Here is a 24,731-nt window from a genome sequence, read left to right as displayed (position 1 = left end):
AATAAAACCATACAGCCGATTTTTGTCAAATCGACTGTATGGTTGAGAGTTAATTAGATTATGGGTATGGGTTACTCTTTATCGACTTCAATTTCGGCTAACTCTGATTCTAATTCATCTAAGTCAACTTCATCCTCATCAAACCCATTTGGTTCCACTTTGGCCCATACTTTTGTTTCACCAATTAAATCAACAACAAATTCTCGTTCTAATTCGACTTTGATGTTTTGTGCAGCTTCATCAATCTGACACTCTAATGTGTTTGGTTGCTGGGTAGCTCTTGCTACAACTTCAAATTCATTAGTAAGGCATTTATTATCTTTCATTGCAATTGGTACTTTATCAACGTATTGCTTTCTTTCCGTAATGACTTCTGTTTTTGTATTATCATTATAAGAATACCAAACATTAATGTCGTAAGCTCCTGCAACTTCAACAACATGCCCTTTCTTTCTCGCTTGATATTGGTGGTTAATAATCCAGCAGCCTAAAATACTCGTAGGCTTGTGATTAGGTGAAACGGTATGGGAAGTCTCGGTAAACTTCTTACCTTTACCACATACTGCCTTGGTAATAATCTCGCGGTAATCACGATCAGACATATTCTTCTCCTCCTCTTTGGTTAGCCATTTTATTATATGGGGGTTAGGCATTTATTGTGATTCAGTTGTATCACTTAAGAGATGTATATTCATTCATATGCTTACGCCTATTGAAACGTTAATATCTTTGAGAAGGAGTAGAAAATATTTTTTTCGAAATTAAAAAGCTGTCTTAAAGTCAAAAGTTATGACTTTAAGACAGCTTTAACATATTATCCTATACCACTTAATAATTAGGTTTAATGTTTTATTTCCGTTCCTGTTTCACCTCTAAGAACATTACCACCTGTAGAACGAATAATTTCATTCGTTACCTCATTGGCAATCGTCTGGGTAACACGTTGTAAAATATCATTAACAACGACCTGAGATTCTTTAAATTCCTGCACAATTGGAATCTCATCTAATTCCGCCTGTAAACGGTCAATCTGTTCTTCAACACGTTGTAAAGCTTCACCCTTACCATAATGCTGTAAATTAACCGCTTGCTTTTGCAGAGCTTTAATCTTTTTAATGTGGCCTTGAACTTTGGTATTCTGGTTAATCTTAACTTCTAGCTGTTTAAAACGTTCAATTTCATCGATATTCGCTAGCTTTTCTGCTAACTCATTTGCTTCTTGAATAACTTCTTGACGTGTGTACTTTGCCATATTAACTCACCTCTATAGATTCTTCGACCATGACTCCATCTAAGGTCCATGTTTTTGCTTCTGTGATTTTAACTTCGACAATTTGACCAATTGCTGATTTCGGCCCGATGAAATTAACCAACTTACTATGCTCTGTATAACCAGCTAATACATCTGGGTTATTTTTACTTTCGCCTTCAACTAAAACTTTTACTGTTTGACCTTCATATTTCTTCATTGCTTCTGCAGAGTAGGCATTCACTTTAGCATTTAAGCGTTGCAAGCGATCCTTTTTCTCTTCCATTGAAATTTTATCGTTAAATTTAGCTGCCGGAGTACCTTCCCTAGGTGAGAAGATAAACGTATAAGCACTCTCAAAACCAACCTCGTCATATAAGGACAAGGTATCTTGGAACTGTTCTTCTGTTTCATTTGGGAAACCAACGATAATATCTGTTGAAAATGATGCGTGTGGGATGGCTTCCTTAATTTTTCTCACTAAATCTAAATAACGCTCACGTGTATATTTACGTCCCATTAGTTTTAATACATCTGAATTACCTGATTGTACTGGTAAATGAATGTATGGCATTAAGTTACCACCCTTAGCTAGCACCTCAATTAAACGATCATCGAAGTCTCTAGGGTGTGAAGTGGTAAACCGAACACGTGGAATATCAATTTTACGGATTTCATCCATCAAATCACCTAATCCGTACTCCATTTCCAAGTCTTTTCCATAAGCATTTACGTTTTGACCAAGCAACGTTACTTCTTTATATCCTTGTGCAGCTAAATGACGTACTTCTTGAATAATATCTTCTGGTAGGCGACTACGCTCCTTACCTCGTGTATACGGAACAATACAGTAAGTACAGAACTTATCACAACCGTACATAATATTAACCCAAGCTTTAATTTTCCCTTGACGTCGTTTAGGAAGGTTTTCAATGACATCACCTTCTTTTGACCACACTTCAACGACACGCTCTTTACTTAAGTAAGCGTTTTGAACAAGTTGTGGCAAACGGTGAATGTTGTGGGTACCGAAGATTAAATCAACTTGATGGTGTTTCTCTAAAATTCGATTAACGACTGCTTCCTCTTGAGACATGCACCCACATACCCCTATGATTAAATCAGGATTTTCAACTTTAAGAGGCTTTAAATGACCGATTTCACCGAACACTTTATTTTCAGCATTTTCACGAATGGCGCAAGTGTTTAATAAAATAATGTCTGCTTCTTTAGTATCAGTAGTAGATTCATATCCCATCTCTTCTAATAGACCAGACATGACTTCTGTATCATGTTCGTTCATTTGACATCCATATGTCCGAATTAAATACTTTTTACCTTTACCTAACCCCTGGAATTGCTCGTCAATTTGAAATTCATCATATTTGACGTCTTGTTTTCCACGTTTTTGTGCTTTTCTTAAGTTAGGTGGTTCGTAGGTCGCTTCGAAATATTTAATAAAATCGTCTGATGTTTTTTCTTTTAGGCGATTCAAGTTATCCTGGTCGGATTTTATGTCCGATGGATTAGTTTGTTTTATTTGATTCTGTTCATGACGTTGCTTCTCGTTCATAACAAGACTCCTTTCAATTTAGTTCAACATACGGCACAAAAACACCTATTAACAGTATAATTGCTCAGTGTGATTTTAACAACAATCGTCCTTGAAATACAAATTAAAACCCAAAAGTTGTCATATTTAAGACACACTTTTGGGTAGACTATTATTTTAATATTTAATTTAATTTTCTTACAAAGTTATCATAACTAAACTTCATGATCTCTTCTTTTGAGTACTTCTCATTCAATTTATTTAATAAGTTTTGATAATCAGCTATATGCTCTAGGTTTTCAACTGTCTTGGTAATCCCATCGAAATCTGAACCAAAAGCAATTGAATCTTGACCACCTAATTCATACATATAATCAAGATGGTTCATTAAATCATCGATGGTTGCAGATTCCTTATCTGATAAGAAATAAGGTACAAATGTTAACCCTACTGGTGCCTTTTGCTCAAAGAAACGAATCAGTTGCTCATCAGAAATGTTACGAGGATGATCATGAACCACTTTTGCATTCGAATGTGAAAGCATAGGGTAATCTGCTAATTCTAAGACATCATCGATCCCTGCAGGTGATAAATGGGAGCAATCTGTATAAACACCAAACTCATTTAACACCTTAACCACAGCTTGACCAAAGTCGGTAAGCCCCTGTTCTGGTTGTTCAACGCAAGTGCCGGATACAGCATTCACATTATTCCAAGTAAGACCAACTGCTTTAACACCTAACCTTAATAGGGTTCTTAATTGTGTGAGGTCTTCGATAACATGACATCCTTCTAAAGTAAGCATAGCTCCTTTTTCATGAGGCCTTAATTCTTCGATATCCTCTTTCGTTTGTACCCACTTTATATCATCATAAGCGTTAATAACCTTCTCATGAAACAAATCAATCATTTCTAAAGCAGCCTGAAAATAATTAGTTTCGATTTCCGGTGGTACATAAATTGCAAAACATTGAACCTTTACTGGGCTTTCCTTCCACTTTGAATACGAGATATGTAAGTCTGAATCATCAAATGATTTAGATGGATCCTGCCAGAGTTTTAACAGGGCATCACAATGCATATCAACTACCACATTCCCCACTCCCCTATCATGATAAAATATTAAAATATGATTACATTTATCGTATCATTTTTTATTTAGAGATAATAGCTTTTCTAGCGTGTAGTTTTTACCAATTTCACGGCGTTAGTGGATATAAAAGCAAAAAAAGATTCAAAGCATCACTAAATAGCTAGCTTTGAATCTTTTAGAAATGTGGACTTATATTATCTAGGCTCCACGATTAACTTAATAGCCGTACGTTCTTCTTGGTCGATCGTAATATCTGTAAATGCTGGAATACATATCAAGTCAACACCACTAGGAGCAACAAAACCACGTGCAATCGCCACTGCTTTAACCGCCTGGTTGAGCGCACCTGCACCAATTGCTTGAATTTCTGCTGAGCCACGTTCACGTAAAACATTCGCTAACGCACCCGCCACTGAGTTTGGATTTGATTTTGATGATACTTTCAATATTTCCATCCCTAGTTCCTCCTTCAATTACTATAGTGATTTCATAATTAATCTATTCAGCATTTTTACGACCTATTCCTTTTATTATGAACTAATTATCGGAAAAATTCAAATAATTTGTCTATTCGAAGTTGAGATGGTCATCATTTATTAAAATTCGTTTAATTTTTTTAGCAGTTCCCTTATCTTTGTCTAAAGAAATAATAACACCACTTAAAACGGTTTTGTCAGTTTCAGGAATGTCAAAACGTACAGGAAGCCCCGTTTTGAATTTACGAATAACTGCCTCTTTTTCAACTCCAAGTATACTATCATAAGGTCCAGTCATACCAACATCCGTAATATAGGCTGTTCGATTAGGTAAAATTCGTTCATCAGATGTTTGTATATGCGTGTGAGTTCCAACCACTGCAGATGCTTGACCATCTAAATACCAACCCATTGCCTGCTTTTCACTCGTTGCCTCTGCATGAAAGTCAACAAAAATATGATTCGTTTTCTTTTTAGCTCTTTCAATTAACGAATCTGCAACGGTAAAGGGGTCATCAATTGGATTCATAAACGTTCGTCCTTGTAAGTTGATAACAGCTACTAATTTTCCAGCAACTTTAGCATATTGTATACCACTTCCTGGTGTACCTTCAGGAAAATTAGCTGGCCTAACTAGTCGATCGGTATCATCGATAAAATCAAAGATTTCTTTTTTATCCCAAGCATGGTTACCAAGTGTAACGACATCTGCACCCCAATCAAGTATTTGCTGATAGATTTTCTTCGTAATACCTTTGCCATGAGCAGCGTTTTCACCATTAACGATCGTTAAATCTGCTTGATGTTTCTTTTTAAGAACAGAAAGATGTTGTTCTAATGCTTTTCTGCCTGGCTTACCTACAATATCTCCAATAAACAGTATATTCATAACTATTTCCTTTCAACTTTTTCTAAGTTTTATCGTTACATAAATTATATAGATAGTCAAAAATAAAAGACGGCTATAGCCGTCTTTTATTATTTAGCATATTCAACTGCTCGTGTTTCACGAATGACTGTGACTTTAATATGTCCTGGATATTCTAAACCTTCTTCAATTTTGTTGCGAATATCTCGGGCAAGTTGTATAGCCGTAGAGTCGTCAATATCATCCGGACGAACCATAATTCGCACCTCACGTCCTGCTTGAATCGCAAATGACTTCTCGACACCTTCATAAGCATCAGCTATTTCTTCAAGCTTTTCAAGACGCTTAATATAATTTTCAAGAGATTCACTACGAGCTCCTGGACGTGCTGCCGATAAGGCATCAGCAGCGGCAACAACTACTGAAATAATGCTAGTAGCTTCCTCATCTCCATGGTGAGACGCAATTGCATTAATAACAACTGGATTTTCTTTATACTTTTGAGCTAGTTCCTTACCAATTTCCACGTGACTGCCTTCAACCTCATGGTCAACGGCTTTACCAATATCGTGTAAAAGACCTGCTCTTCTAGCCAGTTGTTCATCTTCACCAAGCTCAGCTGCTAGTAATCCAGATAAGTAAGCTACCTCTAGTGAGTGTTTTAAGACATTTTGACCGTAGCTTGTACGATACTTTAATCGCCCAATAATTTTAACGAGATCTGGATGGACACCATGTGCTCCCACCTCAAAGGTAGCCTCTTCACCAACCTCACGAATGTACTCATCTACTTCTCTTCGTGATTTTTCGACCATTTCCTCAATTCTTGCTGGGTGGATTCGTCCATCTTGAACAAGATTCTCTAAAGCTATACGAGCAATCTCTCGACGAATAGGGTCAAAACCAGATAAAATAACCGCTTCTGGCGTATCGTCGATAATGAGATCAATTCCAGTTAGTGTTTCTAACGTACGGATATTACGACCTTCACGACCGATAATTCGACCTTTCATCTCATCGTTCGGTAAGTTAACAACAGACACTGTCGTCTCAGATACATGTTCTGCAGCACAACGTTGTATAGCAAGTGATAAGATATCTTTAGCTTTCTTATCAGCTTCTTCTTTGGCTCGTGTTTCTTCACGTTTAATGATCATGGCTGTTTCATGAGTCATTTCTCTTTCGACACGATCTAAGATAACTTGACGAGCTTCTTCTTCAGTATAACCAGAAATTCGCTCAAGTTCAGTCTGCTGCGTCGCCAATAACTCTTCCACTTTGCTTTCAGCTTTATTAAGTTGTTGTTGTTTTTCGTTTAAAGACTCCTCTTTGTTCTCTAAAGTTAGCTCACGTTTGTCCAACGTTTCACTTTTACGGTCAAGCGTTTCCTCTTTTTGCATGAGACGGTTTTCTTGCTTTTGTACCTCACTGCGTCGTTCACGCAATTCCTTTTCTTGTTCTTGACGCAAACGATGGCTTTCGTCTTGAGCTTCTAAAAGGGCTTCCTTTTTAGCAGCCTCGGCATTTCTTCTGCCTTCTTCCTCTATCTTTCGAGCAAATTCTTCAGCACTAGAAATTTTAGCCTCTGCAATCGATTTACGAATCAGATAACCAACAACAGTACCGACAACTAAAGCAAGCAAAATGGAGATGATTAAGATCGCTATACTATCCATACTTTCACCTCCTCTTTGCTATTCATTTGTTTGACAACATTTCATTTTCATTTCAGTCGGTAATGTACAATCATTCATTCTAATATGTTTATAGGTTAAAAAATGAAAATTATACAGTTTAATTTTAATCTTGTCGAACAAACATGTCAAGGAATTGTCAAACTATTTACGTTTTTGTTCATAGAATAATAACACCTTTCCTCTACTATCATAGCAGAGAAAAGGTGTTATGGATATTATTCTAATTCGAGTTTTTCTTGATCTTCCATTTCTTCAGCCTCAGATGGCTCATTATCGAAATTATAATGAGACCTGATCGAGCTATATACCTCTTCATAGACGTCACGATTATCTTTTAGGAATTGTTTAGCATTCTCTCGTCCTTGGCCAAGTTTTTCGCCATTGTATGAGAACCATGCCCCGCTCTTTTGGACAACATCTAAATCCGAACCTATATCTAGGATTTCCCCTTCTTTAGAAATTCCCTCACCATACATGATATCTACTTCGGCTTGTTTGAATGGTGGGGCAACCTTATTTTTCACGACCTTAACACGTGTTTTATTACCTACCATTTCATTACCCTGTTTTAACGTTTCGGCACGACGAACTTCCAAACGTACAGAAGAATAGAATTTCAACGCACGACCACCCGGTGTAGTTTCAGGGTTACCAAACATAACTCCAACTTTTTCACGGATTTGGTTGATAAAAATAGCTGTTGTTTTAGACTTGTTAATAGCACCTGAGAGTTTACGCAATGCTTGAGACATTAATCGGGCCTGTAAACCGACGTGAGAGTCACCCATTTCACCCTCAATCTCAGCTTTTGGTACTAGTGCTGCAACAGAGTCAACTACAATAATATCGACAGCGCCACTACGCACTAATGCTTCAGCAATCTCTAAAGCTTGTTCACCTGTATCAGGTTGTGACAACAATAGTTCGTCTATGTTGACTCCTAGATTCCTAGCGTATACAGGATCCAAGGCATGCTCTGCATCAATGAAAGCAGCTTGTCCACCTTGACGTTGCGCTTCAGCTATCGCATGTAATGCCACAGTGGTTTTACCAGATGATTCGGGTCCATATATTTCTACAATTCTCCCTCTTGGATAACCTCCGACTCCTAAAGCTACATCTAAGCCAAGTGATCCACTTGACACTGTAGAAATTTCCTGTCCCTCTTGTTCTCCTAGTTTCATAATAGACCCTTTACCAAATTGTTTCTCTATTTGTTTTAATGCCATATCTAATGCTTGTTTGCGTTCACTCATTTACATTCCCCTTTCTATCATCTAATACTATCATACTATGAAATGATTCTTTTGCCAACAAAAAAAGCGAATATTTGTTCTGTTTTTTATCGTTTGTTTAACTCGGATAAAAGTAATTTCAAACCTGACTGAACAGCTTCTTCTCGGATTTGACTTCGTTCCCCGACTAACTGTATTGGCTGACAAATAGTGTCTTTACCTTTCTGACTAATAGCTATGTATACAGTACCAGGTTGATGGCCTTCCAATGGATCTGGCCCTGCAACACCCGTAAAGCTAATGGCTATATCAGATGATAACTTATTTAATGTATTTTCAGCCATTAGGCGGGCACACCGTTCACTTACTGCACCGTCCTGATCTAGAACCTCTCGTGGAATACCAACTACCTTTTCTTTAATTTCATTTTGATAGGAAATGATTGAACCTTTAAATAACTGTGAAACCCCTCTATGTTCAACCAGCTTTGCAGCGAATAAACCACCTGTTAAACTCTCGCACGACGAACAGGTTAACCCATGCTCTTTTAATAAGTTGATTAACTGTTTTTCTATTGATAGATTTCCGTATCCAACAAAATATGAGTGAACTCTACTTAATATTTGATGTTCCGATTGATCTAGCAACTTTGAAGCCTCTTGTTCAGATTTCGATTTAGCGGTGAGGCGTATGGTAACATAACCGTTTCCGGCTAAAGGAGCAATAGTAGGGTTTGACTGCGTTTGAATTAAATCAATCAGTTTTGTTTCTAATGTAGATTCACCAATACCTTGGAAAGTTAATGTTCGATGATAAAGCTTACCTTCAACGAAATCAATTTGATATAAATAAGGAATGATTTGCTCATTTATAATCCACTTCATTTCCTTAGGAACACCAGGTAGGAAAAACCAGATAACCCCTTCATATTCGTACTTCAAACCAGGAGCCATGCCCACCTTATTTTCAAAAACAGTCCCTCCTTTAAATGAAAGTGCCTGTTTTCGATTGTTGCTTGTCATTGATAACTGTCTCTTTTGAAAGAAACTTTCAATTTTGTCCATCGTATCATCATCGGTAGTCAAAGTCGTATCAAATAATTCGGCTGCTACCTCTCTTGTTAAATCGTCTTCAGTTGGTCCAAGTCCCCCCGTAACAAAAACGATATTAGATCGTTCTTGTGCTTGTTTAAACACCTTATATAAACGGTGCTTATTATCACCAACTGTCTGTTGATAATAAACATTTAGTCCAAGCTCGTTTAGTTTTTCAGATAACCATGCTGCATTAGTATCTATGATCTGACCTAGCAATAGTTCAGTACCGACTGATATGATTTCACATTTACTATCCATTATTTCGAATCCCTCATGACATGCCAATTTTTCTTAAAGTAATCGATACCAGATATAACAGTGACAACGACCGCTAAATATAAGAGGATTGTTCCGATTGGAAACCCTATGTATGAGAATGGAAAATGGTGTAGTAATAAAAATGCTGCGGAACTTATTTGAAGCATGGTTTTTAGTTTTCCCATTTGACTTGCTGCAAGAACAATTCCCTCACCAGCTGCTACCAGCCTTAAACCAGTCACTGCAAATTCTCGACTAATAATAATAATAACAACCCATGCAGGTGCTAAACCTAACTCAACTAAACAAATTAGAGCAGCTGAAACAAGTAATTTATCAGCTAACGGATCTAAGAACTTCCCTATGTTGGTAACAAGGTTATATTTACGAGCATAGTAACCATCAACCCAATCAGTTAATGAGGCTACAATAAACAGTATACCTGCAAGTAAATGTGCAAAAGGAAGATCATACTCCCCAATGTTTAGAATGCCCCATTCAAAAGGAACCACCAATAATAAGATAAAGATTGGAATTAAGAAAATTCTAGAAATGGTAATTTTATTTGGTATATTCATCGTCTATTCCTCCAATGTTTCTTCTTTTGGTTATAAAATTATGAATAAGAAGACAGAATTCTAATTTGTAACACGGTCCCAACTAAACTTAGACCTATCTTGTTATTAATATAACCTAAAAGAAATCCTTTGCAAAACGAAGCAAAGGATTCTTGTTTTAATCGTTATTCCATTCGATAACAATGTGTTGGTGAACATTTTCACCAGAATCAGGCGTGTTAGGTTCAATTTCATACTCTAAATCAATGCCATTTACTTGGATGTCTAAACTACTCGCTAGTCCAACATTTAACTCAGCAGTCACTTGATCGCCCTCAGACTCAAATTCCAATGGTGAATCATCTGTAGAAAACATACTTTCATAAAGATTGTTCGCTTGTCCATCTTCTGTGACCGTAAGACCTAAGTAAGTCTGATCATCAGTTGATAAATTTAATGTGAATGAGTCAGCATTTTGCAAAGTATAAGTCGTTCTAGGAATATTCCCTTCTTCAACATCCGTCACTGACAATGATGGGGACTCTTCTATTTCTTCCTCTGTCTCTTCTTCGTTTTCGTTTTGTTCTTCCTCTTCGTCTTGATCTTGTTCAGGTTCAGAATTTTGTTCTTCATTTTCTTCTTCATCATCCGAATCTTCAGGAGCTCCAATTATTTCTTGGTCAATATCTTCCATATTTTCCTCGATTAAAGATGGGTGAATCAAATTAACATATGAATACCAAATAGCAAAACCAATTCCGATAATTAATATTAAGACAAATATTTTGGGTAAAAAGGATAACATTTGCTGTCCAGCCTTGGTGCCCTTTTTACTTTTTCTTGAAGGTGTTACGTAATCATACGTGCGTTCATCAACAGATGGCAGCTCATCTGCATGCTCATCTAATAACTCATCACCATTTAAATCAAGAGCTTCAGCATATTCGCGGACAAATGCACGAACGTAAAAATTCCCGGGCATAGCTGAAAAATCATGCTCTTCAATAGCCATTAAGTAACGTTTTTGAATTCTAGTTTGTTCCGCTAGGTCATCTAAACTTATTCCTTTTTCTTTTCTCAGTTCTTGTAGCCTTTTACCCAGTTCCATTCATAACACCATCCATTAAAAATCAAACATTGAAAAGCCATTTTGCTCATCAAATTGTGGTTTTTGTATTTTTTCAAACTTGATTTCTTCTTCTGCATTATTTCTGAGTTCAATAAAATAATCAAAATCATCTAGAGAATATTCAGAGTTCTGTACAAAAACATCAGGATGCTCAATAACTTTTACCGCGGGAATATTCATAACCTCGCGAATTAATTGCCAATGTTTCTCTGTGGACCGTTTGATCGATACAACTCCGTCAATAATAAATAAATTATCATCACTATATTCATCTTTAATAAGCTGACTTCTAATAGTTTGTTTTAATAAAGTACTTGATAAAAACAGCCACCGTTTATTAGCACATACACTTGCTGCAACAATAGATTCAGTCTTACCAACTCTAGGCATACCACGAATCCCAATTAAGACGTGCCCTTCCTTTTTGAATAGCTCTGCCATAAAATCGACTAGTAAACCTAATTCATCACGCACAAAACGAAACGTCTTTTTGTCATCTGAATCACTTTTTATATACCTTCCATGCATAACCGCTAAACGGTCTCTTAATTTTGGTCGACGGATTTTAGTGACTCTGATTGTATCCATCGTATTAAGGATGCTTATTAAACGATCGATTTGTCGGTCTTCTTTACTTAATAATAACATACCTCGTCTATGATCTTCGACACCATTTATCATGACAATATTTATCGATAGCATACCTAAAAGAGAGGAAATGTCCCCTAATAAACCAGGCCGATTATATTTTATCTCATATTCTAAATACCAATCCTTACGATCATCCATATATTTAATCAGCCTTTCATATTAATAATAATATGTACTTTCAAAATATTTCACATACTATTTCTATAATAATGGATTTTTTAGGTAAAGAAAAGGATATAAAGACGAAAATGCACAAATTTCTCATAGATAATCGTTATTTCCTATTTGTGAAATAACCTGTTTTAAATCTCTAGGAAGGCAAAACCCGTAAAATGAGTAAGTTGCTCACTTTACGGGCTTTGGTTTACTACCTATCCGAACCTTCGTTTTGTACCAGTTTAACCATCATGTTAGCAATAGTGTGACGCTCTTCTTCAGAAGCAACATTCCACAAATCACGTAGAATAGCTTCTTCATCATTGTGAGCATCAACTTTATTTGCTAGATGCTCACCAACTTGGTAGGCTAAATTGTTAATGGTGTCTTGATCAACGCCTTGGTTTTGGGCTTGATGTAAGCGATCACCGAGAAAGTCCTTCCATTGTTCAAAATTATCTAATACGGACATCGTTCATCCTCCTTTTTCCATATTCAGTTTTATTTTGAGCGGATAAACGAATTTTATGCATCTAGTCAATAAATCCCACCATTAACTCTTAAAGTATGACCATTGACATAGCTTGATTCATCTGAACATAAAAAGGCTACACATTTAGCTACTTCCTCTACGGTCCCACAGCGATTAAGTGGAACCTCATCAATCCATTCCTCAACATCAACCTCTGATAAACCACTATTCATTTTAGTATTAATCAGGCCTGGTGTAACCGCATTTACACGAACACCTGAGCGACCGACTTCTTTGGCTAAAGAGCGAACAAAAGCTATCTGAGCTCCTTTCATAGTAGAATACCATACTTCATTACTGGATCCTAGCTCACCCCAAATCGAGCTAATCACAATGATGTTCCCTTTCCTTTGTTTAATTAAATCGGGTAGGAACGCTTTAGTGATCAATGCTGTTGCTTTGACATGAACATGATAGAGCTCATCCATAAGTGAATCAGATAAGTCTGTAAGCATTTGATGCGATGCTTGCCCTTGAGCAAAAACGATCGCATCAATGTGAAAAGGAATTGAATCGATTAACTGATGGATTTCCTCATTTTTAGATAAATTTGCTTGGACTGTCATTAATACTTGGTCTTGATTTAATTGATTAACCAGCTGTTCAATACGCCTTTTATTTTGACTATAGTGGAGGATAAATCGTTTGTTAGGTGCATTTAATTGGTGAATAACCGCTTCACCGATTTCCCCACTCGCACCTATGATTAATACGGTTTCCTCTTTCACAATTACTCTCCTTCTGGTACGATCATACAAACTGAAATACGGTCTTCATCAATCCATTCGGATACAATTTGATTAACATCATCTAGTGTAAGGTTTTCTAATACTTCAAATATGTCCCGATAGTCAATTCCTTGTTGATGATATTGTATAAAGTTATTAGCTGTTCCTTCCAAATTGTTAAATTCTCTTAACAGCTCTCCATACTTCTTCTTTTTTGCACGATCAAAATCTGTTTGTTCAATAGGACTTTCCTTCATGTTAAGTAACATTTCTTTAACTTTTTGTCCAAATCCTTTAGGTTTCATCGTGCTAGCGCCAATAGCTGAAAACCCGAAAGAATCTTCTAACACTAACTCTAGTCTAAGCGACTCAATCACTAACCCTTCTTGGTAAAGCTCTTCATAATAATAACCACTTTTAGAGAAATACAAGTCCAATAGCATATCTCTAACTAAATCATTTTTAAGAAGGACATCACGTTGAAGGTGATCAGGTTTCTCCTTTATGCCAACCATACATTTGGGTGTATTCACCGGCATATGAATGATCTCTTCTTTTTGATAAACTTGCTCTTTCTCTGAACCAAATTCACGTTTAATCTCACTTTGAGCTTTAAAAGATTTTTTGTCCTGATTGTCATGAATAAGCTTGCGCATTTCTTCTAAGTCAAAATTTCCAATGACGAATAGTTGCATATTTGAAGGATGATAAAACGTTTCGTAACAAGTGTATAAGTCCTCGTGAGTAATCGAATAGATCGAATCAACAGTTCCAGCAATATCTACTCTCACGGGATGATTTTCAAACATGGAGCCAATCGTACCAAAAAATAAACGCCAGTCCGCTTGGTCATCATACATTTTGATTTCTTGCTCAATTATTCCTTTTTCTTTTTCAACCGTTTCTTCTGTAAAATATGGGTCTTGAACGAAATCAAGTAGCGTCTCAACGTTTTCTTTCACTTCACTTGTGCTTGAAAATAAATAGGCCGTTTGAGTAAACGAGGTAAATGCATTCGCCGAAGCCCCACGTTCTGAGAAATGTTGAAACACATCACCATCCTCTTTTTCAAACATTTTATGTTCTAAAAAATGCGCAATTCCATCTGGTACTGTCGTCATTTCTGAACTGTTTAGTGGTGTAAAAGTTTGATCTATAGAACCATATTTTGTTGAAAAGATAGCGAACGTCTTTTCGACTTCTTCTTTTGGATATAAAAACACATCTAAACCATTGTCTAGTTGTTCGTGATACATATGTTCATTCACACGGGGTATTGTTAATTTATTCATTAGCTACACCTCCATCTTCAGCTGTTAAGAAGTATACAGTATCTAAATGAACTTGATTAGCTACAGCAATGACATCATCTTTAGTGACAGCCTCAATTTGCTCAACCATTTCTTGGTTAGTATATTCTTTACCACCAATCACTTGTTGGTAGTACCATTCAATGATCCCTCGTGAACGATCGATCGTTTCTTTCAGTTGATGAATCACAGCTTTTTTTGTTTGCTCTAATTCTTGCTCTGTGATTTCTCCATTTTTGATGTGTTCATGCTGTTGCATGATTATCTTTTTCGCTTGATCGTATTTTTCAGGAGCAATACCACTAAAGACAAATAATAATCCTTTATGGCTTTCAAACCTGGAGGCTGCATAATAAGCTAGTGAGTGTTTTTCACGTACATTAATAAACAGCTTAGAGTGAGGGAAACCACCAAAAATGCCGTTAAACACTTGTAATGCCGGATATCTTTCATCACTATAGGCAATTCCTGTTCGGTATCCAAGGTGCAATTTCGCTTGCTGAATTTTCTGCTTTTCAGTTAAATCTTTGACTTCTGGAGCTTCCTTTACATTAGGGCCATTTAACTCGACAAAAGGTTGACGATCCATATGGAAAATGGATTCAACAATGGATTTCGTTTTTTCATCATCAATATCCCCAACAATGTAAATATCCAACCGATCCTGTTTTACCATTTGTTGATAACGACGGTATAAAGCTTTGGGATCTATTGAATCAAGGTCTTCTAAGTAACCATGTGAACGAATACCAAACTTTTCATCCTTACACATCTCATCAATTAATCGCATGTTAGCATACTGCATCTTTTCATCAATAATGGATTTTATTTTATTCTCCAGAGTCTCTTTTTCTTTATTCACAATTTCTGGATCAAAGGATTCGCCATCATGTTTTGGATTCGTAGCGACTTCATGCAGAAATTCAATACCTTTTTGAAAAAGTTCATCTTCACCTTGAATGAACTTTTCATTTGGTATGTCTAATGTAAAAGTAATGACATGATTCTCACCTTTTTTACTACTATTAATTGAAAATTTAGCTCCATATAAATCATCCAACTTTAGTCTTAATTCTCGTTCAGATGGATATTTTGTCGACCCTTTCTGTAAGACAAAAGGGATTAGAGCGCGTTCAGTTACAGATTCCCGTTCAATAGGACTCGAGAATTTCAGTGATATCGTATTCGTTTTGAATTTTTTGGTTGGAATTAAATGTAATAGATAGTCATGATATTCAACTTGATGATCAATTAATGTTTGCATAAAAGTCCTCCTTAGCCGTTTCTTACTATATATTTTGCCTTTATGAACTAAATCATACTATTTAACTCAGGTTGTTGAAAATTCAACGTAACCTGAGTTAATAATATAAAACGATGATTATGATGATTGTTCTTCCTGGTGGTTAGTCACTAAAACTTTGCGTGGTTTACTCCCTTCGTAAGGACCCACAATACCTCTTTCCTCCATTGCGTCAATTAATCTGGCTGCACGTGTATACCCGATTCTAAACTTCCGTTGTAGCATAGATACACTTGCACTTTGCATTTCTACAATTAATTGAACAGCATCATCATACAATTCATCATCCACCTCATCTACTTGTTCATTAGACTCACTTGGAATCATTTCCTCTTGATATTGAGCTTTCTGCTGTTCTACACAAAAGTTAACAACACTCTCCACCTCATCATCAGATAGAAAGGCGCCTTGAATTCGTGTAGGCTTAGATGCTCCAACTGGTAGAAATAACATATCTCCCTTACCTAACAATTTTTCGGCTCCACCACTATCTAAAATGGTCCGTGAATCGGTTTGGGAGGATACACTAAACGCGATCCTAGAAGGAATATTAGCTTTGATCACTCCTGTTATGACATCAACAGAAGGTCTTTGTGTTGCAATGATCAAATGAATACCAGCTGCACGCGCCATTTGTGCAAGACGAGTAATGGCATCTTCAACTTCGTTAGAGGCAACCATCATTAAATCAGCTAACTCATCTATTAAAACAACAACATATGGTAGGTGTGGCTGGTTTTCACCTTCTTGTTCATTCACCTTGCTAATGTATTCGTTATAACCCTCGATATTTCTCGTTCCTGTATCAGAAAATAATTCATAGCGTCGTTCCATTTCAGATACAATTTTCTTTAACGCTTGAGCAGCCTTTTTCGGGTCAGTTACTACTGGCGCAAGTAAATGAGGAATACCGTTATAAACATTCAATTCGACCTTTTTCGGATCGATCATCATCATTTTCACTTCATGTGGCTTTGCTCTTAATAAAATACTGGTAATGATGCCATTAACACAAACACTCTTACCACTACCGGTTGCACCAGCTATTAACATGTGTGGCATTTTATTTAACTCCGCTGTAATTGCATCACCAGCAATATCTCGTCCAAGTCCAAATAATAATTTAGACGGGTTTTGCTGTGAATGTTGCATCACTTCACGCAATGAAACTTGAGCGACTTCCGTATTAGGTACTTCAATCCCTATGGCTGATTTACCAGGGATTGGCGCTTCGATTCTAATATCTCTTGCTGCTAATGCAAGTGCTAAGTCATCATGTAAATTGACGATTTTACTGACTTTAACTCCAACGTCTGGATAAACTTCATATTTAGTCACTGCTGGCCCTACATGCACCTTCGTCACTTTGGCCTTAACACCAAAGCTATGAAAAGTTTGTTCTAACTTTTTCACGGTTGATTGAATCTGTGATTTTTCTTGTTGTTGTGAATGAGTTATAGGGTTTTCAAGTAATTGTAAAGATGGAAGACGATAATCCTCATTTTCAACTTCAGTTAAAGGAAGAGGATCCACTTCATCATTCAAATCTGTTTCATCTTCTACATTTTCAGTCCATTCACTCGTTTCAACCTCATTAGTTGTTTGTTGATAACCATTTTCTTGGAAATCTTCAATAACTGGCTCTACATCCTGTTCAAGATCTGGCATTTCGACCGTAACAGTATCGTAATCAGGGTCAGAAATACCTTCAGGTGTTTCCGGTTCAGGTTTATTAGCCTTTACCTTTTCACGATGTTTTCTCCACTTTTCATAGTAGGAACTAATTTTTTCATATACCTTTTTAAGAATCTCTGATAAAGAACGCTCTGATAACATCATCAAACTAACTAAAAATCCGAAAAAAGCTAATACTTTAGCACCTGCAGCTGAAAGTAGATAAAAACTTAAGAAAAACAGTGTCGCTCCCATCATGCCTGACCCTATGTATGAATATGGTACTTCATCTACTTGATAAGCATCAAAATAATCCCAGGTTAAGCCAAAGATCGATTGACTATTGCCTTGTACAAGTGACTCAAACGCTTGGACGTGTGTATATAACAGAATAGATGCCACAAATAAATAAAAACCTATCCAGCGAGTTGATGTGAAGGTCGGCTTTTCTCGTTTGAAAAGCAAATAGGTACCCAATCCAAACATAAATACACTAGCAAAAGCATACCAAAAACCAAAAAGCCATTGTAATAGATTGGTTAATAGATTTGGTATATAACCTTCACTAATAGGTTGAATCCCACTTGAAAATACAGCTAACAAAATTAATACTAATCCTATCAATTCAAATTTTAATAACGGTTTTCTCTTTTTTGATTTTCGCTTCTTTTTTGCCATTTAATCACCTCAAAATGAGTGAAGCAGCCCTCTAGTCAGACAGGCTGCTTTTACACCGTTATTATATCACAGACATCATGCTTTTTGGTAATTATAAGTAATAAATTGAACCGGGTTCTAAATGCTTCTTTAAATAATCGGCAGGGTTGGTAGAGGTCATCTGGACAATTTCGTAACCATTGATTTCATCGGTTTTCTTAAGTTTAACGGTCGCATGGTCGACAGATACCCAACGGAAATCTTCATGATTTTCTTCCTCTTCGAAAATCTCCTCTTCATGTAAAGGTGTGTAGATAATCATTGTACCACCTGATCATCATCTTTATTGATCATCTCATTTAATTTAACCATTGCCTCTTTCACCCCACCAATAGAATCAATTAAACCATGATCAACTGCATCTTGTCCCACAACGTTCGTACCGATATCTCTCGTTAAGTTGCCTTTAGCAAACATTAAGTCCTTAAATTTCTCTTCTTCAATATTCGAATGATGCGTCACAAAATTTATGACACGTTCCTGCATTTTGTCTAGATATTCAAAGGTTTGTGGAACTCCAATAACCAAACCAGTTAAACGGATAGGGTGGATGGTCATAGTTGCTGTTTCTGTGATAAAAGAGTGATCAGCAGAGACAGCTATTGGCACGCCAATTGAGTGACCACCTCCAAGAACAATTGATACAGTAGGCTTAGATAATGAAGAAATCATTTCAGAAATCGCTAATCCTGCTTCAACATCTCCCCCAACTGTATTTAATAATAAGATCACACCTTCGATTTTTGGGTTTTGTTCGATGGCAATTATTTGAGGAATTAAATGTTCATACTTGGTTGTTTTGTTTTTAGCAGGAAGCTGCAAATGCCCCTCAACTTGGCCAATAATTGGCAACACGTGAATATTGGATTCTGGTGCTTGAGGAACATTGGTCTGTCCTAATTGTTTAATCTTGTCCATTAATTCAGAAGAATTATTTTGATTTTCTTGGTCTTGTTTTGAACTATCATCTTGTTGACCTTGATTTTGCATAAATTCATCCATTTATAACACCTTCCTTTATTCGTATATTGTTTACGAATAAAGCCACTTCATACTTCTTAATACATGAAAAACCCCTATATGGCTTAAACCATATAGGGAGTTTATAAATGATTGAGGTTATTAGTATAGAGTGAATATGATGTTTAAACTTTTTGTTGTTGGTCAGTGTTTCTCAATGACGTTTTGCGCTTCACACAATGGTGAAACGTCATCGATAGAGCGTCTCGGTTACGTTTTGCACGTCAAACGGCGGTGAAACGTCATTGAAAGAGCGTCTCGGTTACGTTTTGCGCTTCAAACGGCGGTGAAACGTCATCGAAAGAGCGCCTCGGTTACGTTTTGCGCTTCAAACGAGGTCCAAACGTCATCGAAAGCCCAAGAAAGTCTGAGTGATGATGCACATCATCCATCTTATCTGCATAATTTCAATAAACTTACAAAATCAGGCTTAAATATTTAATGTTGTGGTTAATTCCTTATACTCATCGTTTGTAATAGGCACCAATGGTAACCTCACAGGACCAACATCGACACCGATGTGGTTTAAGGCTGCTTTAACAGGTGATGGTGAAGGTGCCATAAAGCAAGCGTTCATCTTTGGTACTAACTGTCGGTGAATTTCTGCTGCTTTTTTAACTTCACCCTGATGGAACGCTTCTGTCATCGTTTGCATATCATCTCCTAGTACATGTGCTGCAACAGATACAACACCATTTGCACCAACTGACAAAGCAGGCAATGTTAAACTGTCATCACCTACATACAAACTAAATGAATCAGCTGTTCGTTCGATGATTTCACTCATCATGTCCAAATCCCCACTTGCATCCTTGATTGAAACAATATTCGATAAATTAGATAGCGCAACTGTCGTATCCACTGACATATTAACAACAGAACGACCAGGGACATTATATAGCATGATCGGTAAGTTCGTGTTTTCTGATACTGTTTTAAAGTGTTGATACAAACCTTCCTCATTAGGTTTATTATAAAAAGGAGTCACTAACATGACACCATCAACACCTGTATCTTCAGCTGCTTTGGTTAGCTCAATTGTTGCATGAGTATTATTACTACCAGTACCCGCAATGACGGATGCTCTTCCATCAACTAATTGGACGACATGGTTAAATAAGGACAGTTTCTCCTCTTTAGTTAGTGTCGGTGATTCACCTGTTGTACCACCGATGACTAAACCATCTGAACCATGATCTAATAGATACTCCACAAGCTTTTCTGTTTTATCCAAATCAAGTTGACCTTCTGAATCAAATGGTGTGACCATTGCTGTTAATACTTTTCCAAAATCCAATTTTATAAACCCCTTCCAATCATAAATTCTTAACGGCTCTACTTATTATAAAATAATAGTTTAGAGCCTTTAAATGATTTCTACTTTATTCCTTTAACAGCGTGACGAACGCCCATTCCTAAGTATAATTTTATCCTTTAACAATACATTAATCATTGTTAAAGGATAAAAATTCGTCATGTAATGCATTGACCGCTGTTTCTAATTCAGATTCCTTAACTAACACCCAAATGGTCGTGTGACTATCGGCTGATTGTAAAATCTGAATACCATGTTTAGCCAACGCGTTGACGACTTTTGAAGCCACTCCAGGTACACCTTGGATGGCTGCACCAACTGTTGAAACTTTTGCACAATCTTCTTCTAATTGTACGTCATAACCAAGAACCTCAATTATCTGAACTGCCTCACTAAGCCGGGCATTAGGTACTGTAAAGGTAAGACCTTCTGTAGCAATATTAAAGAAATCAACCGAAATACCTGCTTTAGCAAGTTGTTGCAAAACCTCTTGATGTAGTTGAATAGGTTCTTTATTGGCTAAAACCTTAATTTGAGTGATGTTAGCTACATATGCAATACCCGTAACTAATCTTTCTTTAAGGTGAGCATCCATGCTCGAATCAACCTTAGAAGCTACTAAGGTTCCTTCCTCTTCAGAGTAAGTTGATCTAACTCGTAAAGGAATCTTTTCCTGCATGGCTATTTCTACAGCCCGTGGGTGAATAACTTTGGTACCTTGATAAGCTAGATGTACGATTTCATGATAGGTTACTGCCTTAATCGTTTTTGCCTCTTTTACTAAAAGAGGATCAGCAGTTTTAATACCATCAACATCGGTAAAAATATCGACATAATCAGCACCTAGTGCAGCACCTAGTGCAACAGCTGAGGTATCAGATCCACCACGACCTAATGTGGTGATGTTCCCTTCCTCATTCTTACCTTGAAAGCCTGCTACGACCACGACCTCATTGACTTTCATGTATTCTTTCAATTTAGATGTATTTACCTTACTAATTTTAGCATTTGTATATTCACTTGTTGTTAAGAAACCAGCATCCGGACCTGTCATAGCTGCAGCTGTGATCCCAAGCTTCCTTAGTTCATGAGTAAACACAACAGTTGAAATGATTTCACCACATGAGGCTAGTAAATCAACTTCTCGATTAGAAACAGCTGTTTGTGGATACTGAATTAACTCAAGTAACGAATCAGTAGCATAAGGTTCTCCCTTACGCCCCATTGCAGAAACGACAACAACCACTTGATCTCCATCTCTTAAAGCATGCTCTACTTGGTTAATCGCATGCTCACGCGACATAGGATTTCTAACAGATGTTCCGCCAAATTTCTGGATGATTAATCCCATTTTCCACCTCTATGTTCAGACTCCATCTTTTAAATATCAAGAGATGAAGTCGTTTTTCTATAAAGGCTACGTTAATTGGATGATTTACTTGTCGCTATTATACTCGATTAAGGCTTGAGCAATTTGTACAGAGTTCCATGCTGCACCTTTTAATAAGTTATCAGCTACTACCCATAAATGAAAACCATTAGGGACATCAATATCTTTTCGGATTCGACCAACGAAAATATCTAATTTACCTTCTGCAGAAAGTGGAGTAGGATAACCTTGATTTTGGATATCGTCTTCTAACACAATACCCGGTGCATCTTTAATAAGTCCTTGTAACTGTGGTACCGTAACTTCTTCGTTGCCCACTTCAATATAGACACTCTCTGCATGAGAATAAAAGAATGGGAGACGAACACAAGTTGCAGCAACCTTTAATTCCGGTTCGTGCATAATCTTCTTGGTCTCATTAATCATTTTCATTTCCTCAAATGTATAATGATTATCTTCAAATGTATCTATTTGTGGCAAGGCATTAAATGCAATTGGATAATGCCTCTTCTCTGACTTAACAGGTAATACCTCAGAATAGACAGGATCTCCTTCTAAAACAGCTCTTGTTTGATCCTTCAATTCTTCAACTGCATCATGGCCAGAACCTGATACAGACTGATAAGTTGAAACAATCACGCGCTCTAACCCGTATGCCTTTCGAATGGGTTCTAAAGCCGCAACCATTTGAATAGTTGAACAGTTTGGATTCGCAATAATCCCCTTATGGTTTTTAATATCTTCTTTATTAACCTCTGGTACGACCAGTGGTACTTCTTCATCCATACGGAATGCACTTGTGTTATCAATAACTACAGCACCACGTTTGACAGCTTCAGGAGCTAATTGACGTGATACTGAACCTCCAGCAGAGAACAAGGCAATGTCTATATCCTCAAAAGCCTCAGGTTTAGCTTCTTTTACTGTCACTTCCTCACCATTAAAGTTAAATGTTTTTCCTGCTGACCTCTTTGAGGCTAATGGAACAAGATTATCAATCGGAAAATCTACTTTTTCCAACATTTCTAACATTCGTTCTCCGACTGCTCCTGTTACTCCTACGATTGCTACATTGTATCTGCTTTTCACTTCCATTTTTGTTACCCTCCATTAAGTAAACTCCGATTTTATCAATTTAAGTCTTTTCATTTTATCACATTTTAAACACAATCTCATTACAGATCATATTCTTTCAGCATTGGTTGAAGTTGTTCCCCTGCTAAGGCTTTCTCTACGGTATCTTTTAGTAACGACATATGGGCAACTAAAGATGTTGGTTTTTTATATGGGTGATCTTGACCATAAGGAACAAAGTAAACATGTTTAGCTGGTAATAGTTTTGCTAAATTAGCTGCATTTAATCCTAGTGCATCGTTTGTGGAAATTGCTAATACAACTGGTTTTCGGTTTCTTAATGTAGCTTTGGCTGCCATAAGTACTGGGGAGTCTGTCAATGCATTAGCAAACTTGCTCAATGAAGCACCTGTCATTGGTGCAATAACCATACAGTCTAAAGGCTCTTTAGGTCCTAATGGTTCAGCCTCTGGAATCGATGTGATTAACGGTTGATTAGTTATTTCTTTAATGCGATTAATATGATCCTCTGCATCTCCAAACTTTGTATTCGTGGTTTGTACCGTATGCGAAACAATGGGTACAACCTCTGCTCCACTATCAACTAACTCCTGTAAAACAGGAAAAGTCTCATCATATGTGCAATGTGACCCCGTTAAACCAAAACCAATTCTCTTACCTTTTAAATCCATTAAACCGAACCCCTTCCGTTATTCGTGATGATGCATAACGTTTTGAATGACATGGGCTAATATTTTACCGGCCGTCTTAGGAGCAACCATTCCAGGCAAACTAGGTGCTAGGATTGCCTCTATACCACGTTTTTTAGCATAGCGAAAATCAACACCACCTGGCTTAGAAGCCAAATCAATAATCAAACTTTCGGCAGGTAATGAACGAATGACTGTTGGTGTCACAATTAAATCCGGTACGGTATTAATTAAAATATCACAATCGCGCACAGATTCCTCTAAATTAAATTCATCAACGGGTTTAGCATGGTATTCATGAATACGAGCTAACTCTTCTTCTCGTCTAGCATAAGCGGATACATTGGCACCTAACCCTTTGAAGGTATGAACAAGCGTTTTCCCTACTCTACCAAACCCTAAAATAGTGACATTAGAGCTATGGATTGTAAAGTCGGTATACTGAATAGCAAGCATAATCGCACCCTCAACTGTAGGAATTGAGTTATAGATAGCTACATCGTTTCGTTCCATTAACGCTATAACCCGCTCTTCAAATTGATGGTTATTTAAAAACGGTGTTCTAATACCCGTAAAGATGATACAATCCTTTGAAAATTCATTTAGCCACTCTTCTTTAATTTGAGGTGATGACTCACAGTAATGTGCCTCAGCAAAGCCTTCTTGATCAAGTCCTGTAATCGGTAAAATAATTGCATCAATATGTTCCTTAACAACATGATCAGTGTCGGTTAAGTAGACATTGTCTAATTCATCTTCAGCCTCTTCAAAACCGATCGCGTAAACAGTTGCATCAAAAAAAGTAAGCTGTTTGATTAACTCAATATACCTTCCGTCTCCACCAATAATAAGTATGGATTTCCCAGTTAACATACGACCACCTACCTACCCATTATCATTCAATCCAATATATATTATGTAGACGTCTAGAAAAAGTGAA

At 36.9% G+C, this 24,731-nt stretch carries 24 protein-coding genes; all 24 read right to left on the bottom strand.

Features of this window, described 5'->3' with window-relative positions; translation table 11 throughout:
* Positions 1–71: 71 nt before the first annotated feature.
* The gene (gene cotE, locus HWQ49_RS01885; RefSeq protein WP_188205876.1) at positions 72–602 is read right to left on the bottom strand and encodes an outer spore coat protein CotE; all 531 of its coding nucleotides are present in this window, start codon (positions 600–602) and stop codon (positions 72–74) included.
* 239 nt (positions 603–841) lie between these two features.
* The gene (locus HWQ49_RS01880; RefSeq protein WP_188205875.1) at positions 842–1,252 is read right to left on the bottom strand and encodes a RicAFT regulatory complex protein RicA family protein; all 411 of its coding nucleotides are present in this window, start codon (positions 1,250–1,252) and stop codon (positions 842–844) included.
* 1 nt (position 1,253) lies between these two features.
* A complete protein-coding gene (gene miaB, locus HWQ49_RS01875; protein ID WP_188205874.1) occupies positions 1,254–2,822 on the bottom strand; it encodes a tRNA (N6-isopentenyl adenosine(37)-C2)-methylthiotransferase MiaB in 1,569 nt (522 codons plus the stop codon).
* 163 nt (positions 2,823–2,985) lie between these two features.
* Positions 2,986–3,894, bottom strand: a complete 909-nt coding sequence (locus HWQ49_RS01870) for a dipeptidase (protein ID WP_188205873.1) — start codon at positions 3,892–3,894, stop codon at positions 2,986–2,988.
* Between the two features lie 194 nt (positions 3,895–4,088).
* Positions 4,089–4,349 (bottom strand): stage V sporulation protein S, encoded by a 261-nt coding sequence (locus HWQ49_RS01865; RefSeq protein ID WP_188205872.1) that lies wholly within the window; start codon positions 4,347–4,349, stop codon positions 4,089–4,091.
* A 112-nt stretch (positions 4,350–4,461) separates the two neighbouring features.
* Positions 4,462–5,259 carry a TIGR00282 family metallophosphoesterase gene (locus tag HWQ49_RS01860; protein WP_188205871.1) on the bottom strand — a complete coding sequence of 266 codons (798 nt, stop codon included), beginning with the start codon at positions 5,257–5,259 and terminating at the stop codon, positions 4,462–4,464.
* Positions 5,260–5,348: 89 nt separating this feature from the next.
* Complete coding sequence (gene rny / locus HWQ49_RS01855) at positions 5,349–6,914, bottom strand: ribonuclease Y (RefSeq protein ID WP_188205870.1); 1,566 nt, start codon at positions 6,912–6,914, stop codon at positions 5,349–5,351.
* Positions 6,915–7,150: 236 nt separating this feature from the next.
* Positions 7,151–8,191 (bottom strand): recombinase RecA, encoded by a 1,041-nt coding sequence (recA, locus tag HWQ49_RS01850; RefSeq protein ID WP_188205869.1) that lies wholly within the window; start codon positions 8,189–8,191, stop codon positions 7,151–7,153.
* Between the two features lie 86 nt (positions 8,192–8,277).
* Positions 8,278–9,525, bottom strand: coding sequence for a competence/damage-inducible protein A (locus HWQ49_RS01845; RefSeq protein WP_188205868.1), 1,248 nt, complete (start codon positions 9,523–9,525; stop codon positions 8,278–8,280).
* The gene (gene pgsA / locus HWQ49_RS01840) at positions 9,525–10,103 is read right to left on the bottom strand and encodes a CDP-diacylglycerol--glycerol-3-phosphate 3-phosphatidyltransferase (protein ID WP_188205867.1); all 579 of its coding nucleotides are present in this window, start codon (positions 10,101–10,103) and stop codon (positions 9,525–9,527) included. The genes HWQ49_RS01845 and pgsA overlap by 1 nt, the downstream gene beginning before the upstream one ends.
* Positions 10,104–10,260: 157 nt before the next feature.
* Entirely contained in the window at positions 10,261–11,190 is a 930-nt protein-coding gene (locus tag HWQ49_RS01835) for a helix-turn-helix domain-containing protein (protein ID WP_188205866.1), read from the bottom strand.
* 15 nt (positions 11,191–11,205) lie between these two features.
* Positions 11,206–12,000: a DUF3388 domain-containing protein gene (locus tag HWQ49_RS01830; protein WP_188205865.1), complete on the bottom strand. Its 795-nt coding sequence runs from the start codon at positions 11,998–12,000 to the stop codon at positions 11,206–11,208.
* Between the two features lie 229 nt (positions 12,001–12,229).
* Positions 12,230–12,490, bottom strand: a complete 261-nt coding sequence (locus HWQ49_RS01825) for a DUF3243 domain-containing protein (RefSeq protein ID WP_188205864.1) — start codon at positions 12,488–12,490, stop codon at positions 12,230–12,232.
* Positions 12,491–12,555: 65 nt separating this feature from the next.
* The gene (gene ymfI / locus HWQ49_RS01820) at positions 12,556–13,278 is read right to left on the bottom strand and encodes an elongation factor P 5-aminopentanone reductase (RefSeq protein ID WP_188205863.1); all 723 of its coding nucleotides are present in this window, start codon (positions 13,276–13,278) and stop codon (positions 12,556–12,558) included.
* Positions 13,279–13,280: 2 nt separating this feature from the next.
* Positions 13,281–14,570: an EF-P 5-aminopentanol modification-associated protein YfmH gene (yfmH, locus tag HWQ49_RS01815; RefSeq protein WP_188205862.1), complete on the bottom strand. Its 1,290-nt coding sequence runs from the start codon at positions 14,568–14,570 to the stop codon at positions 13,281–13,283.
* A complete protein-coding gene (gene yfmF, locus HWQ49_RS01810) occupies positions 14,563–15,852 on the bottom strand; it encodes an EF-P 5-aminopentanol modification-associated protein YfmF (protein ID WP_188205861.1) in 1,290 nt (429 codons plus the stop codon). Before yfmF ends, yfmH begins: the two co-directional genes overlap by 8 nt.
* Before the next feature lie 117 nt (positions 15,853–15,969).
* Complete coding sequence (locus tag HWQ49_RS01805; protein ID WP_188205860.1) at positions 15,970–18,243, bottom strand: FtsK/SpoIIIE family DNA translocase; 2,274 nt, start codon at positions 18,241–18,243, stop codon at positions 15,970–15,972.
* Between the two features lie 91 nt (positions 18,244–18,334).
* Positions 18,335–18,544 (bottom strand): YlzJ-like family protein, encoded by a 210-nt coding sequence (locus HWQ49_RS01800; RefSeq protein ID WP_188205859.1) that lies wholly within the window; start codon positions 18,542–18,544, stop codon positions 18,335–18,337.
* Positions 18,541–19,284 carry a ClpP family protease gene (locus HWQ49_RS01795; RefSeq protein ID WP_317450892.1) on the bottom strand — a complete coding sequence of 248 codons (744 nt, stop codon included), beginning with the start codon at positions 19,282–19,284 and terminating at the stop codon, positions 18,541–18,543. The genes HWQ49_RS01800 and HWQ49_RS01795 overlap by 4 nt, the downstream gene beginning before the upstream one ends.
* A gap of 448 nt (positions 19,285–19,732) precedes the next feature.
* Positions 19,733–20,599 (bottom strand): 4-hydroxy-tetrahydrodipicolinate synthase, encoded by an 867-nt coding sequence (dapA, locus tag HWQ49_RS01790; RefSeq protein WP_188205858.1) that lies wholly within the window; start codon positions 20,597–20,599, stop codon positions 19,733–19,735.
* Positions 20,600–20,747: 148 nt separating this feature from the next.
* On the bottom strand, positions 20,748–21,968 hold the full coding sequence (dapG, locus tag HWQ49_RS01785) for an aspartate kinase (protein WP_188205857.1): 1,221 nt from the start codon (positions 21,966–21,968) through the stop codon (positions 20,748–20,750).
* Between the two features lie 84 nt (positions 21,969–22,052).
* Positions 22,053–23,102 carry an aspartate-semialdehyde dehydrogenase gene (locus tag HWQ49_RS01780; RefSeq protein ID WP_188205856.1) on the bottom strand — a complete coding sequence of 350 codons (1,050 nt, stop codon included), beginning with the start codon at positions 23,100–23,102 and terminating at the stop codon, positions 22,053–22,055.
* A gap of 80 nt (positions 23,103–23,182) precedes the next feature.
* Positions 23,183–23,773, bottom strand: coding sequence for a dipicolinate synthase subunit B (locus HWQ49_RS01775; protein WP_188205855.1), 591 nt, complete (start codon positions 23,771–23,773; stop codon positions 23,183–23,185).
* Between the two features lie 18 nt (positions 23,774–23,791).
* On the bottom strand, positions 23,792–24,664 hold the full coding sequence (dpaA, locus tag HWQ49_RS01770; RefSeq protein ID WP_188205854.1) for a dipicolinic acid synthetase subunit A: 873 nt from the start codon (positions 24,662–24,664) through the stop codon (positions 23,792–23,794).
* Positions 24,665–24,731: the final 67 nt, after the last annotated feature.

Origin of the sequence: Alkalibacillus aidingensis (assembly GCF_014595945.1) — a bacterium.
GTDB classification, from domain to species: domain Bacteria; phylum Bacillota; class Bacilli; order Bacillales; family Alkalibacillaceae; genus Alkalibacillus; species Alkalibacillus aidingensis.
Note: the sequence above shows the minus strand (reverse complement) of the source record. Positions and strands in the feature narration are given on the sequence as shown.

What these genes read in the sequence shown, in the direction of transcription:
- cotE (WP_188205876.1), bottom strand. Translation starts at nt 602, where the DNA reads ATGTCTGATCGTGATTACCGCGAGATTATTACCAAGGCAGTATGTGGT.
- HWQ49_RS01880 (WP_188205875.1), bottom strand. Translation starts at nt 1,252, where the DNA reads ATGGCAAAGTACACACGTCAAGAAGTTATTCAAGAAGCAAATGAGTTA.
- miaB (WP_188205874.1), bottom strand. Translation starts at nt 2,822, where the DNA reads ATGAACGAGAAGCAACGTCATGAACAGAATCAAATAAAACAAACTAAT.
- HWQ49_RS01865 (WP_188205872.1), bottom strand. Translation starts at nt 4,349, where the DNA reads ATGGAAATATTGAAAGTATCATCAAAATCAAATCCAAACTCAGTGGCG.
- HWQ49_RS01860 (WP_188205871.1), bottom strand. Translation starts at nt 5,259, where the DNA reads ATGAATATACTGTTTATTGGAGATATTGTAGGTAAGCCAGGCAGAAAA.
- rny (WP_188205870.1), bottom strand. Translation starts at nt 6,914, where the DNA reads ATGGATAGTATAGCGATCTTAATCATCTCCATTTTGCTTGCTTTAGTT.
- recA (WP_188205869.1), bottom strand. Translation starts at nt 8,191, where the DNA reads ATGAGTGAACGCAAACAAGCATTAGATATGGCATTAAAACAAATAGAG.
- HWQ49_RS01845 (WP_188205868.1), bottom strand. Translation starts at nt 9,525, where the DNA reads ATGGATAGTAAATGTGAAATCATATCAGTCGGTACTGAACTATTGCTA.
- pgsA (WP_188205867.1), bottom strand. Translation starts at nt 10,103, where the DNA reads ATGAATATACCAAATAAAATTACCATTTCTAGAATTTTCTTAATTCCA.
- HWQ49_RS01835 (WP_188205866.1), bottom strand. Translation starts at nt 11,190, where the DNA reads ATGGAACTGGGTAAAAGGCTACAAGAACTGAGAAAAGAAAAAGGAATA.
- HWQ49_RS01830 (WP_188205865.1), bottom strand. Translation starts at nt 12,000, where the DNA reads ATGGATGATCGTAAGGATTGGTATTTAGAATATGAGATAAAATATAAT.
- HWQ49_RS01825 (WP_188205864.1), bottom strand. Translation starts at nt 12,490, where the DNA reads ATGTCCGTATTAGATAATTTTGAACAATGGAAGGACTTTCTCGGTGAT.
- yfmH (WP_188205862.1), bottom strand. Translation starts at nt 14,570, where the DNA reads ATGAATAAATTAACAATACCCCGTGTGAATGAACATATGTATCACGAA.
- yfmF (WP_188205861.1), bottom strand. Translation starts at nt 15,852, where the DNA reads ATGCAAACATTAATTGATCATCAAGTTGAATATCATGACTATCTATTA.
- HWQ49_RS01805 (WP_188205860.1), bottom strand. Translation starts at nt 18,243, where the DNA reads ATGGCAAAAAAGAAGCGAAAATCAAAAAAGAGAAAACCGTTATTAAAA.
- HWQ49_RS01800 (WP_188205859.1), bottom strand. Translation starts at nt 18,544, where the DNA reads ATGATTATCTACACACCTTTACATGAAGAGGAGATTTTCGAAGAGGAA.
- HWQ49_RS01795 (WP_317450892.1), bottom strand. Translation starts at nt 19,284, where the DNA reads ATGGATGAATTTATGCAAAATCAAGGTCAACAAGATGATAGTTCAAAA.
- dapG (WP_188205857.1), bottom strand. Translation starts at nt 21,968, where the DNA reads ATGGGATTAATCATCCAGAAATTTGGCGGAACATCTGTTAGAAATCCT.
- HWQ49_RS01780 (WP_188205856.1), bottom strand. Translation starts at nt 23,102, where the DNA reads ATGGAAGTGAAAAGCAGATACAATGTAGCAATCGTAGGAGTAACAGGA.
- HWQ49_RS01775 (WP_188205855.1), bottom strand. Translation starts at nt 23,773, where the DNA reads ATGGATTTAAAAGGTAAGAGAATTGGTTTTGGTTTAACGGGGTCACAT.
- dpaA (WP_188205854.1), bottom strand. Translation starts at nt 24,664, where the DNA reads ATGTTAACTGGGAAATCCATACTTATTATTGGTGGAGACGGAAGGTAT.